This is a genomic window from Candidatus Zixiibacteriota bacterium, assembly GCA_029860345.1.
Lineage (GTDB): Bacteria > Zixibacteria > MSB-5A5 > GN15 > FEB-12 > JAJRTA01.
In genome coordinates this window covers 35,619-48,294 of record JAOUBJ010000005.1, presented here as the reverse complement: position 1 = coordinate 48,294, position 12,676 = coordinate 35,619, and the positions used below count along the sequence as shown (strand labels likewise).

At 54.8% G+C, this 12,676-nt stretch carries 9 protein-coding genes; 6 read left to right on the top strand and 3 right to left on the bottom strand.

Annotated features, from left to right (window positions below; all coding sequences use genetic code 11):
- Positions 1-1,001 precede the first annotated feature (1,001 nt).
- On the top strand, positions 1,002-1,610 hold the full coding sequence (locus OEV49_06755; GenBank protein ID MDH3890768.1) for a YggN family protein: 609 nt from the start codon (positions 1,002-1,004) through the stop codon (positions 1,608-1,610).
- Between the two features lie 64 nt (positions 1,611-1,674).
- Here OEV49_06755 and OEV49_06750 read toward each other — a convergent pair whose 3' ends face one another.
- The 3 genes from OEV49_06750 to yidD form a co-directional block, all read right to left on the bottom strand.
- Positions 1,675-2,466: a hypothetical protein gene (locus OEV49_06750; GenBank protein ID MDH3890767.1), complete on the bottom strand. Its 792-nt coding sequence runs from the start codon at positions 2,464-2,466 to the stop codon at positions 1,675-1,677.
- Positions 2,467-2,472: 6 nt separating this feature from the next.
- Complete coding sequence (locus OEV49_06745) at positions 2,473-3,300, bottom strand: hypothetical protein (GenBank protein MDH3890766.1); 828 nt, start codon at positions 3,298-3,300, stop codon at positions 2,473-2,475.
- A 62-nt stretch (positions 3,301-3,362) separates the two neighbouring features.
- The gene (gene yidD, locus OEV49_06740) at positions 3,363-4,661 is read right to left on the bottom strand and encodes a membrane protein insertion efficiency factor YidD (protein MDH3890765.1); all 1,299 of its coding nucleotides are present in this window, start codon (positions 4,659-4,661) and stop codon (positions 3,363-3,365) included.
- A 336-nt stretch (positions 4,662-4,997) separates the two neighbouring features.
- Between yidD and OEV49_06735 the strand changes: the two genes are divergently transcribed.
- The 5 genes from OEV49_06735 to OEV49_06715 all read left to right on the top strand — a co-directional run bounded on the left by OEV49_06735 (position 4,998) and on the right by OEV49_06715 (position 12,645).
- Positions 4,998-6,521 carry a DEAD/DEAH box helicase gene (locus tag OEV49_06735; GenBank protein ID MDH3890764.1) on the top strand — a complete coding sequence of 508 codons (1,524 nt, stop codon included), beginning with the start codon at positions 4,998-5,000 and terminating at the stop codon, positions 6,519-6,521.
- Positions 6,522-6,986: 465 nt separating this feature from the next.
- Positions 6,987-8,156: a cation:proton antiporter gene (locus tag OEV49_06730; protein MDH3890763.1), complete on the top strand. Its 1,170-nt coding sequence runs from the start codon at positions 6,987-6,989 to the stop codon at positions 8,154-8,156.
- A 143-nt stretch (positions 8,157-8,299) separates the two neighbouring features.
- Positions 8,300-9,595, top strand: coding sequence for a BamA/TamA family outer membrane protein (locus tag OEV49_06725; protein MDH3890762.1), 1,296 nt, complete (start codon positions 8,300-8,302; stop codon positions 9,593-9,595).
- An 11-nt stretch (positions 9,596-9,606) separates the two neighbouring features.
- Complete coding sequence (locus OEV49_06720) at positions 9,607-11,352, top strand: hypothetical protein (GenBank protein ID MDH3890761.1); 1,746 nt, start codon at positions 9,607-9,609, stop codon at positions 11,350-11,352.
- Between the two features lie 12 nt (positions 11,353-11,364).
- On the top strand, positions 11,365-12,645 hold the full coding sequence (locus OEV49_06715) for a hypothetical protein (protein MDH3890760.1): 1,281 nt from the start codon (positions 11,365-11,367) through the stop codon (positions 12,643-12,645).
- Positions 12,646-12,676: the final 31 nt, after the last annotated feature.

The window sequence follows — 12,676 nt, the reverse complement described above, 5'->3', positions numbered from 1 at the left end:
ATTCCGGGCTTTGACCCGGAATCCAGTTCTTCTCTTGTAGGTCAGGTCTCTCTTTTCTTGGAGACCTGACGCAATTGCCTGTGGTGTCGCGGCGACCCCGCCCGACACCAGTTTGCCGTCATTGCAAGTAACAGTAGGTCGAAACCCCTGCGGTTTCGACATCACGCGCTTCGCGTGATTCTTCAGGTGCTGTCGTGCGACCCCGCGCGACGGCGTCTGTAGGTCAGGGTTCCCTGCGGTCCTGCAGCATGTCATTCCGGGCTTTGACCCGGAATCCAGTTCTTCAATCGTAGGTCGAAACCCCTGCGGTTTCGACATCGTTGGCAGGTCTCAGGGAGAAGAGAGACCTGCCCTGCAAGATATCAGGTCGGCGGAGACAAGCCCCGCCGCTACGCGATAAGACCTCTACGCTCGTGGTGCACGGGGATGTCCCTCCCACAAAAACCGTACCAACCCTTACCAAACAACATCTGCACACCGGTAGGTAAAAAGACGAATGCCATGAACACTTTGATCGTCCGAACAACAGCTATAGCACGCCAGTCTCGTCATCACCATAGATTCTGTTACAATAACATGAATTCACGACACTCAAACCCATTTCAATGCGCTTATGCCTCGACTGCGCTCGGCATGACATGGTTGTGTCCCCGTTGATCTTAGGTCGAGTTGTCTGTCGCCCGCGGGAAGTGGAGGGCTGGGAAAGTGTTTTTTCCGCAAAACGAACCCATTTCAACGTGGCGCAGGGGGACGTACACCACGCACGTCAGTTAGAAGAAAAGATGGATGCCGGATCAAGGTCCGGCATGACAGCAGACTACGCGCCACGGCGTGAACCCGCCACCGGCAGGTCCCAGGGAGAAAAGAGACCTGCCCTGCAAGATTTCAGGTCGGCGGAGACAAGCCCCGCCGCTACGCGGTTTCAAGCAATGGCTTGAAACATGACCGGCTGCTGCTCGTAGGTAAAATCAAAGAGAGAATGAGACACTGGAGGAATGATAATGGGATCATCTGTAACTCGCATTTTGACAATCGGGCTGGCTCTTCTGCTGGTCGGCAGCGCTTTCGCCGGAAGCAGGAATCGTAGCCGCAGCCGCCATCGTGATCGTGATTGGGATCATATATCATGGCAACATGGGCACGCTGACCGCACCAGTATCGATATGAAGCACGGCTCGGTGATGATTAAGCACCGTGGCCGACGGGAAACTTCCAGGGTCGAGATCACCAGAGATTACGAACTATACATCGATGATGAGCTAGTCAAGACCGATGATGACCAAACCAAACTCCTCAAGCAATATCACCAGCAGCTCGGCGAAATCCATGACCGGGCGAAAGAGATCGGCTGGGAAGGAGCTCGCATCGGCGCGGAAGGGGCCAAGATCGGGCTGGTGGCCGGACTGGGCGTCTTAAAAATGATCTTCAGTGACTATAGTGAGGACGACTTAGAGGACGAAGTCGAGCTGGCTACTGAAAAGATTGAGGAACGCGCCGAAGAGCTTGAGGAAAAAGCCGAAGAGATCGAAGACATGGTCGACGATTTGGACTACCTCACCGATGACCTGAGGGATGCAATCCCCGAGTTAGCCGCGTTGGACTGGTTCTAGACCGGTCTTGTGAGCGGTGTACGTTCGAGTCTGCTGCCCACGAGAAGCGGGCCAGCCGGTTAACCTATCCGGATGAGGCTGCCGGTAAGGTCGCGGCGAATTGGTCGAAAATCACTTTGGCCATGTCTTCAAGCTCAGGCGGCGGTGGAAATCCTTCATCGTCCTTGTCTTCCAGGAAGCTGAAAATATCAAGTATGCAGGCGACGAAAGAAAGAGCCGAGCTACAATCATCGTCGGGAGCCTCATGCTTGGCGTCCAGTTGCAGGTTGAAATCCTCATGCGAGATGCTTTCGTCGAATACCAGTGTAGCCGTCGAGATATCGTAGACGTTGAAAACGATCTTGATCATCCGCTCCGTCTTGTGATCGATGGAAAACTCATCCTCGTTTATGACCCGCGCTGTTGAGTCCATATATATTCTGGCCAAGATTACATAGCGGGCCAATCCGCGGCTGGCCTCGAAGAGCGCTATCACACTGGCCGTATCCAACCGACCGCTTTGACCGTAACGATCCAGCAGTTCCCGGAGTCGTTCTTTGCCCAGAGCCTTCTCGATTCGCTGTGGGTCTGTGATGGATAGGTCCGGCCGCTTCTTTGCGATTCGCGTAGCCAGGAGGAGCGGCAGTTTGTTGCCAACTTCTTTTTGATAATCCTCATCCCCGATCGCTGTGACGACACCGGCTATCGAGATGGTGGAGGAAGATGCCGCCTCATAAGTGAAATTTGGATCGGTTCTGACATGGACAACTTTGGCCTCACCACAGCCGCCAAACCAGGCTGCAAAAAGAAGTGTGACCAGACATATCAACCCGAAGGTTAACCCCTTGTTCATGGTGGTTCCATTGTCACTTCTCATATTCCATTAACTTCCTTCCGGTGCCGGCAGCGACTCGGCGAACTTCTCAAAAATGTCCCGGGTGATTTCCTCGTTGGTGGGTGGTGCGGGGTAGCCACCTTCCTCCGACTCTTTCTGAAACATACTGCAAACCAGATTCATCATACAGGATACGAACAGATTAGTGCCAGCCTCACCGAAGGAGTCGGCATCGCCGGAGGTGACATCGGGCTCAAAGCGCTGATTGGTTTGGTCGTTGGTAATCAAACCGCCATAGACAGACCGCCCCGCTTCCAGATCATACACCTGCAAAAAGACGGCCATTTCGCGACGCACCTTGTACCTGGTTCCTGAAGACGTGGAGTCTACTTCGTGTTCTTCAAAACGGAGAACATGGTCTTTCTCAACCCGTCCCAGAATCACGTAGCGCACCAGCCCACGGGTGGCGCTGAACAGTTGAATCATGCTACCCTGATCCAGGTCGCCACCCCTGACATACTGATCCAGCACTGCTTTGTGGTTTTCCTCACCCAATGCTTGTTGGATTCTTTCGGGTGAAATGATAGTCAGATCGGGCCGTTTCTCACTGATACTCTGAGCCAATAACGGCGGCAGTTGTCGCCGAATGGTAGCGCGTTGTTTGTCATCGCCGACTATCGACACGAATCCAGCCATGCCGATTTCCGCCGAGGAGGCCTGAGAGTAGTCGAACGATGGATCCTCCACCAGATGGACTACCTTCGCGCCGCCGCATCCGGTGATCAGGCCGATCATCAGCGCCACCAACAGCAATGGGCTGACCGGGTGAACCGGTTGCGAGCCGCTGTAATTTGTCTTGTCGAATAATCTACACATCCTCTGTCTCCATGCCGGTCTCACTAACGGCTTGTTGTCATCGAATAGTCTGTATTACCCATTCAGAATTTGAAACCAAGATCAAACTTCAGCAGGTGATCATGCCGTCGCCGCTCGTTCTGCCGTACAGCGCTGTAGGCCGAGCCGTATATGTTACCGGCATACCAACCCATGCCGAAAATTGTCAGAGTTACCCCCAGGCCGTTGTGATCCTGGCGGAAAGCTTCGTATGTGGACCACATAAACAGCCCGTTCACCATCAACGCCGATAGGGCGGTTCCATAATAGCCGTCGTACAGGTAACCGAGCCCCGGTACGACCGCCAGAAGCCCGGCCAATTTGGGATTCTTGTAATCCAGGTCAGACGCTTCACGGGCTAACCGAGCACAGTAGCGCGCTTTCATTGAATGCTGCGAAGAGTCGTCGATGGCATCGAACGAGATGGCAGCAGCCGTCCAATCATGCAAATGCGCATGCGTTAAACCCTGCGCCATAATGCTCTGCTGGCGAAAACTTCCCTCGCCTCGAGACAAGCCCGTAAAGTCGGCCAGGGCCAAGTCCAGGTCACCGGATTTGAATTTGGAAGCAGCGACACGAAATCTGATCGGATCGGCGATGGTTGCCTCCGGCTGTTCCGACAGAACGGATTCACCGTAGACAACTGCCTGCGAGAACAAACCGGCGGCATGATAGCACTGCACGGCCGCCAACTTTGCCCGTCCCCCAAATGGAGAGTCCGGATAGTATGACACCAGGCGGAGGTACTCGGTAACCGCGCGTTGATTGTCGCCCTCTTGTTGTAGCTGGCGAGCGAACCGAAACAGCAAACTGTCCGAATCGCCATTGGTCGAGGTTGTGCTGTTGGCCGATGATCGCGGATTGATGTTGGTGTCATCTGCGGATTCGCTCTCACCGGCAGCGGCGAGGGCGATCATCCGGCCACCGAACGCCTGGTCGAGGTCAATGGGATCAAAGTAACGCCTGCGACCATCAACGCTGGTTGGTCGGTACTGATTGAGATCGTGGCCGCAGCGAAGAAGCCGGTCGGCTGTCATGATATATGCCCGAATTGGACTGTGGTTGGCAAACGCCTCGCGGCCATATTCGGAGCAGTGTGGATGCATCGGACACGACGTGCCGCGGGCCGGGCTGATCAGTTTTTGATAGAGTATGATAGCCCCTGAGGTGACCGGTCGATGGAAGGGGTAAGCGTCGATTCCCGCAGGTTCAGACGAACTCGGCGTATGCACGGCAATGGACTTTTTGTCAGTGGGCTGGGAGTTTTGCGGGGCCGCTTCAGTTTTTGCGACAACAGCCCCGAGGGTCGCAATTATTCCTAAGACCGTTATTGCTCTGATCACGTGGAATCCGGATACTCTGGTAGTACTACCGACTGGCTTCATTCTGTCAGGCCTTTAGCTGGATGTTCAGAACAGTCATTATATGTTCCGACCAACCGCCATGTCAACCCCCAAGAGGGCGACCGCTCTTGTCTCGTATGTACGTTATGGGTCGGGTCATGATCCTGCCTTTGGCGCGGTCAAGCCCCGTCGCCTTAGCGCAAAAACCGGAGTAGGTATGTCACTGTGGAAAACCCGAGATACTCCTGTACACATTGATCTATAATCTGTATCTTAGGAACCGACTTGGAAAACCCGGTACAATAGCGAAGGGTTGAACGAACTTATAGCTGGAACATGACAACAGAAGACACGAATTACGAAGACGCCTCGCCGGATGCCCTCGAGAGCAAACTAGCCCGATCACTGAGTGCCGGCGCCGAACATCTGGTCGAACCGGCCGACTCACTTCCGAGCACCTCGATGGTCGACTTGCCGCCACAATTGCGCCAGGCTGCAGCGCGCGCCGGTTGGACGGAGTTGACCACGGTTCAGGCACGGACCATTCCTTACATGCTGGCCCGGCGTGATCTGATCTGTCAGTCACGTACCGGCAGCGGTAAGACAGGCGCTTTTGTGCTGCCGATAATGGAACGAATCAAGAATCCGGGACCGACCGGACAGGCGTTGATTTTGGTTCCCACCCGCGAACTGGCCAAACAAGTGGGCGATGAGATTTCACTTTTAGCCGGTAATACCGGTATCAGGTGCGTCGCTGTTTATGGCGGTGTCGGGTATGGTCCGCAAATCGAGGCTTTCCGCTCCGGTGCGCAGATTGTGGTGGGCACTCCCGGAAGAATCCTTGATCATCTGCTCAAAAGGACGTTGAGTCTGGATGGTTTGGAAATACTGGTTTTTGATGAGGCTGACCGAATGATGTCGATGGGCTTCTATCCTGACATGAAGCAGATCCAGCGCTACCTGCCGCGTCGGCGGATCAACGCCTACATGTTCTCGGCCACTTTTCCCAGTCACGTCATCCGTCTGGCCGGAGAATTCCTCAGGCAGCCGGATTTTCTGAGTCTGAGTCGGGACAACGTGCATGTGGCCGAAACCGAGCATGTTTTTTACGTGGTGCCGGGCATGGAAAAAGAACGTTGCCTGGTGCGCGTTATTGAGATCGAAAACCCGACCGGCGCGATTGTCTTCTGTAATACCAAGGCAACGGTCGGTTTTGTTACGACTGTGCTCAAACGGTTTGGTTATGACGCCGATGAACTCACGGCCGATCTGACCCAGCGGGCTCGCGAAAAGATCATGACCCGCGTGCGTGAACACAAACTTCGATTTCTGGTCGCTACCGATCTGGCTGCGCGAGGGATCGACATACCGGAATTGTCGCATATCATTCAGTATGAACCACCCGAGGACCCCGAACTGTATGTTCATCGAGCCGGACGCACCGGACGGGCGGGAGCGTCGGGCGAAGCGATCACCCTGGCCAATGTGCTGGAAAAAGCCGAGCTGCAACGCATCGCCAAGCGGTTCAGTATCGAAATGATTGAACGACCATTGCCGACCGATGACGACGTTGCCGCCATTGCCGCCCAGCGCGTGACGGCCTTGCTGGAAGCCCGGTTGCGTGCGCGCGATAAGTTGCAGGTAGAACGGATGCAGCGATTCGTCCCGCTGGCTATTGAACTGGGTCAGAGCGAAGATGAAGCCTCGGTGATTGCCATGCTGCTGGATGATTACTACCAGGAGACTTTGCACGCGCCGCCGGAACAGCCTTCACCCGCGCCACCTGCTCCGCCTGAAAAGTCTCCCAAGAAAGACCGCCCCCGCAAGAAAACGCGCAGTCGTTCTTCCAAACGCCGTTGATATTCGCCTCGAATATGTTCAGAGACGGTCGCCCGAAGACCGCCTCAAGATGACGTAGTGCAGAACCGCTTCTGGTTCTGCCGTTCATTCATGTCGGCACCACTAAGGGGTTCCGACCTACTGGACTTGGTTCACCCTTCGACTCCGCTCAGGATGAGGTTGGGGAGCTCAGTGTGAGGTTGGGGAGCTCAGGGTGAGGTTGGGGAGTTCAGGGTGAGGTTGAGAGCTCATTAGTAGGGTGGGTCCGTCTTCGGACCCGCCTTCTTTGGCAGGTCTGAAGAAAGACTTGTCCTACAGCATAGTGCGGTCTGGGTCGCCCGAAACTCCTGGAAACCCGCCTCGGCGGATGCCCTACACGGTCGGTAGGTTTGATGACAAACCTGCGTCCATGAAGTTTGGTTGACACATGACAGCGCGCCGCTTATCATCTTCGACAAATGAGCGCGAGCATTGGAGTGAGAACAGGTGCAGGTCTATGAGCTACTAAGCGTCGGCATGGTGATACTGCTTGGCTTGCTGGGCGGTAAACTATCGCATCGGATCAAAATCCCCCGGGTCACCGGTTATATGCTGGTCGGGCTGGTCTTCGGACCCTCGGTGATGGGCTGGATCTCGTATGAGACACTGGCTGATATTCATATCATTAATGATGTCGCTCTGGGACTAATCCTGTTTGCCATCGGTGGCGAAGTTGAACTACGTCACTTGAAATCCCTTGGTCGCGGCGTGATTAATATTGCGTTGGCCGAGAGCTTCGGCGCTTTCATACTGGTGTTTGTCGCAACGCTGGCCATTACCTCGGACTTGAGATTGTCGATCCTTCTTGGGGCGGTCAGTATGGCCACGGCACCGGGCGTGACTCTTTTGGTTATCCGCGAGTACCGAGCGCGAGGACCGCTGACCGATACGCTTCTGGCGGTCGTGGCGATCAACAATATTATCTGCCTGATTATATTCCGTGTTTTCTATGCCTCAAGCGCGCTGTTGGATGGTGAGCCGATAGCCGGTGTGCTCTTGGCCATTGGCAAAGAGTTGATCGGGTCGGTGTTTATCGGCGCGGTAATCGCAGCCCTGATCACCTATTGGGAACAGAAGATCGACGACCTGTCGGAGCTGCTGTTGGTGATCGTCGGCGGACTCCTTCTCGGCATCGGTGCGGCTAAAACCATCGGCATTTCATACTTGATGGTGTGCCTTATCGTGGGCGCCGTGACCAACAACTTGTCGATGATGCACAGACTGGTGTATGCCGAGTTGCGCCAGACGGAGATGCCTTTTTACATTGCTTTTTTCGTCCTCTCCGGGGCCAGTTTGCACCTTGAATCGTTGGCCACCCTTGGTCTTCTTGGTATCGTTTACCTGGTCATGCGACCTGTCGGCAAGTTCCTTGGAACCTGGGTTGCCGCCAAGGCGACCGATGTCGATCCGATAGTGAGCGGAAACCTTGGTCTTACGTTGATCCCACAGGCCGGTGTGGCCATCGGCATGGTGCTGACAGTGATGGAATCGAACCCTGAGTTGGGACAAATCATGGGTGCGGTAGTTCTATCGTCGGTGATCATTTACGAAGGGGTGGGACCGTTCCTGACCAGAATGGCCCTGGCCCGAGCGGGCGAAGTATACTTGCAGGAGTGAAGCCGGCCCAGTGATCGGCTCAGCCGAATTGTAAGACAGATCGACATGGAACAGTTTCTGGTTGGACTTGTTACCAGTTTTAAGTAACCTTTGCCAATACGATTTACGATTTGCTGAAACACTTTTGGACGAAAGTATGTGCTATGATGCTTCGGCGTTATATCCTGGTCTCCTTATTGATAATTGCCCCTCTGATGCAGGCGGTAACCGTTGATGCCTACGAGATAGATACGACGCGTGTCCGCAGGCAGCTAAAGCACAAGCGGTCATTGGGGCAGAAGGTTCTGCGGCTTCCGCAGACGATAATCAAGCTGCCGCTTCACACGGTCGAAGGTGTAGTCGGACTCGTTGTCAACGATGTTATCCTGACCAAGCCGGTGGCTCGATTCCGTTCCCTGTTTGCCAAAGTCGATCGCGTCTGGGGTTTCTACCCGGTGGTAGGCTATGGTTCCAACTCCGGGTTCAAGGGAGGTTTTGCCTTCACCTCCAAGGAGGTCTTCACCAAAGGTGAGCGGCTCAAAATCAAAGCTACCTATTCGACCAACGACTATCAGCGCTACACTCTCATATACAGTGCTCCCAACAAATTCGGCGCCTTCAAAAGGCCCTACTTTGCGGCCGGATACAGAAACCGTCCCTGGGAGAGTTTCTACGGACTCGGTAACGACGCGCGTGAAACCGATGAAGTCACCTTTGGTCTTGAGAAAAGCTATGTGGGTATAGGTTGGCACCATCTTCTGCAACCACAGATTCGGCTGAACATCGACGGCGCCTTCCATGCCCAGAACATATACGACGGCGAAGATCCCAATCTCGAAGGAGACATAGACAGCATTGGAAGTAATCTGGGTCTGGCGGCTGAGGACCTGGCTGCGGTACGCCTAATGGCGTTCGGCGCCTCGCTCTCGCACGATTGGCGCGACAGCGAAGGGCAGCCATCGCGCGGCGGTTACGAAGAAATCGGTGTGACCTACCATCATGGCGTCGGCCGTTCCGACGATCTCGGATATACGGTCACGCGCCTGAATCTCAGGCACTACCTGAACATCTTCAAAAAACGGATACTCGCCCTGCGCCTGCTGGTGGAATCAATCGATCCGGTGGGTGATTCGCCGAATGTTCCTTTCTATCTGCGCAGGTATCTCGGCGGGGAGGATGATCTGCGCGGCTACCGGCGGAGGAGATTCGTGGACAACGACCTGGCTTTGGTCTCGGTGGAATACCGATGGCCTGTCTGGTTGACGCTGGATGCATTTATGTTTCTCGACGAAGCCCGTGTGGCTGAGTCAATCACCGATGACTTCGACATGTCCGGCTGGCGCTACTCGGCCGGGGGCGGGCTGCGCGTCTGGAACGACAATGGTCTGATACTGAGCACACAGGTCGCCTTCAGCGATGAAGGCATGCGTTTCTATCTGCAACTTTCGGAGAGGTTGTGAGGAGGCGTCGGATGAATAGGCAGGATCACAGGATTGTGAACAAGAGCACGATTTTGGGCGGTATTGTTCCGGCCCTAAGTGCGATCATCCTGTTGGCATCGTGCGGGTCGCATCCCAGGATTGACCCCGAGGGACCGTTCTGGGTCGATGACGACCGACGGAATATCGACGAACCAGAGTTCCGTGAACCGGACTTGTCCTGGACGACCATTGACCGCACAGTTTTCGATCCGGGTCTTGAGCTTCTCGACCTCGAGCGTTCTGCCCGAATTTTGACCGGACACAGAAAACGGGCGGTCAATATTAACAGCTTCGATGAAGTGCCGAACAGTAGCTGGTTTACCAATCGTCATGGTTTTGAACGAATGTCTACCGAGCAAATCCGCACCGGACCGGCGCGAACGGCGGGGCCCGACACGACCGGCGTGTGGACGGTGTTCCGGCCCAAAGTGGGTGGTCAAACGCCCGGATTCTGGATCGAGGATGCACGCGGCGACCAGTACATTATTAAGTTTGACCCGCATGGGTTCCCCCAATTGGGGACCGGCGCCGCTGCTGTAGTGTCGCGTTATTTTCATGCCTGCGGTTACAATGTGGCCCAGGAGACGATTGTTTATTGGCGGCCGGAAATGTTGCGCATCAAAGAAGGTGCTACCATCAAAAACGCGGCGGGCAAAAAGCGCCCCTTCCTGCAAGAGGACCTCGATGAGATACTGGCCGAGGTTCATCATGAACCGGACGGACGCATCCGGTCGTTGGCTTCGTTGTCGCTCGGTAATGTCAAGGGACCTTTCAGCTACTCGGGTCGGCGCAAAGATGATCCCAACGACTGGTGCCGACACGAGGATCGACGGGAATTGCGCGGGCTGTATGTGATCGGATCGCTGGTCAACCATTATGATCTCAAAGACCACAACAGCCTTGATGTGTTTGAAGAAGAAAACGGGCGGGGATTCCTCAGACATTACCTTTTGGATTTCGGTTCCACGCTGGGCGCCGACGGTCATGGCGCCAAGCCGCCGATAAAAGGGTATGCGAACTTTTTCGATCTTAGGGACAATTTCGTCTCGCTGGTCACACTCGGTCTTAAGACCTGGCCCTGGGAGTACGCCAAACCGTACCAGTATCCGTCGATTGGTTACTTTGAGTCGAAGTTGTTCGAACCTGACAAGTTCGATCCCATCTATCCCAACCCGGCCTTTGAGAACATGACCGATCGTGACGCCTACTGGGGCGCCAAGATTGTGATGGCTTTCACCGATGAGGACCTCAAAGCGCTCGTCTCCACCGGACAATACTCCGACCCGGAGGCGGAAGCCTATCTGCTAAGAACGCTTCTCGAACGGCGCGACAAGATCGGACGGCACTGGTTTAACAAAATCAACCCGCTCGACTATTTCGAGGTCGGGTATTTCCGTCGTGATCTGCAATTCAGGTTCGAGGATCTGGCCGTCAAGTACGGACTCTATCCGGACAACGCCACCTACTTCATGACCGTTCGATACCGTGGAGAAAATGTCATCGGTCCCCGCGAGTTCCGTGTTACATCATTCGCCTTGTCATTGAAGGATCAGCGCACTATGATGGCACAGTTTCCGCACGAGGAGGGCAGCGATGAGCAGGAGGACCATCTGTATGAGATCATTCTTCAAACCAAGCGTCAGCAGACCGGCCTTTCCAAACCGACCCGACTGCTGCTCTGGTTCGATGATCTGTCCGAACGGTTTCGCCTGGTGAGCATAGAGCACATGGATTAATAGGTGACCGGTATGCATCTTCGCATTATTCCCATATTTGTTCTCGTCTTGGTAACTGTCTTTGCCGTTTCCGGTGGCCTGGCTGAGCCGATCATTGGAGACGCATTTGGATCGCTGATGGCGGCCCAGGATACGATGTTGCAGCAAGAGTTGGGTAGCTTGCTGCGCGCTGAAGGCTGCTACGCCTGCGGGCCGCTTGATCCATGGTTCGATAGTGATACCACTTTTTACGCCTGGTTCCGAACAACCCGGCTGATCTGTGTCGATCGGGCGGCAGTCATGCGGGCAGCAGAGGCGCTTTCAAACCACCAGTATCATAACAACTCACCTGTTAGCGTGGGGACGGCGTTCGTGGTTCCGTTATACATGCCAAGTTCTTTTCGTTTTTATAGCAACGTACTCAATGGGGAAAAGTCGGACGGCCAAACCGCACCATGGAATGCAGATATCCAACTCTGCACTGTGCAACAAAACCGGTACTTGATCTGGCTGCACCGGGTGGCGAGTGATGGCTGGTTCTTGGAAAACAAGTCCTATCGCACGAAATACGAGGCCGCAGTCTATCAATATCTGATGAGCCTGGACGCCGACTCGGTACACAGGCCGCCGGTGGCGACCGAATTTGATCTACCCGCGCTCTTCGATCTGTACGCCGAGCCGCCCGACTATGTCATCCAGGGATACCAAAACTACAAAGATTTCCTGCACGCACACGCCGAACTTACGACCGAGTTTGCCAGTGGCATCACGGCGTTTGTACCTACGGTCAGGACGCTGGAGTGGATGAAAGAGAATGCGCCGCGTGAGGCATTTCCCAACAAAGAAGCAGCCAAGTTGCAAGAGGAGTACAGCAAGTTCTTCAGACGCGGGGGGGACCCAGGAGTATTGCAGACGCTGACCAGGGCTGGATTCGATGGATTGCAATCGGGCGAGTACTTTTTCGCCGTCGGCCTCAACGGCACAATCCGGTTTGGTCGTGAGCTATTGCGCGAGGAGGTTGATCGTATCGAGAAAGAGACCGGCCGTAAAGTGCCGCGCGCCAATCACGCCTTTTTGTTCCCGGGCGAACCTCTCCTGACTGCCGGCGCTTTCTTCATCGATGAACGAGCCGAGCAGAAACTGGTCAAAGTCAACGCGCAGTCGGGGCACTACTTTTACAGCAATATCGCAGAGACCATTCGTGACGATATTGCCACTCGTTCCGATCATTACCTGCTGACGCTCGGGCATTTTTTCATTGCCCTGGACCGATTGGGGATTGAGTACGAAGGTATCCTCATCAGTAAGCTCTGACTGTCTTCGGCGAATTCGGACCGACAGTATC

Excerpts from the sequence above, each read along its gene's own strand:
- OEV49_06755 (MDH3890768.1), top strand. The coding sequence starts at position 1,002 with ATGGGATCATCTGTAACTCGCATTTTGACAATCGGGCTGGCTCTTCTG.
- OEV49_06750 (MDH3890767.1), bottom strand. The coding sequence starts at position 2,466 with ATGAGAAGTGACAATGGAACCACCATGAACAAGGGGTTAACCTTCGGG.
- OEV49_06745 (MDH3890766.1), bottom strand. The coding sequence starts at position 3,300 with ATGTGTAGATTATTCGACAAGACAAATTACAGCGGCTCGCAACCGGTT.
- OEV49_06735 (MDH3890764.1), top strand. The coding sequence starts at position 4,998 with ATGACAACAGAAGACACGAATTACGAAGACGCCTCGCCGGATGCCCTC.
- OEV49_06725 (MDH3890762.1), top strand. The coding sequence starts at position 8,300 with ATGATGCTTCGGCGTTATATCCTGGTCTCCTTATTGATAATTGCCCCT.
- OEV49_06720 (MDH3890761.1), top strand. The coding sequence starts at position 9,607 with ATGAATAGGCAGGATCACAGGATTGTGAACAAGAGCACGATTTTGGGC.
- OEV49_06715 (MDH3890760.1), top strand. The coding sequence starts at position 11,365 with ATGCATCTTCGCATTATTCCCATATTTGTTCTCGTCTTGGTAACTGTC.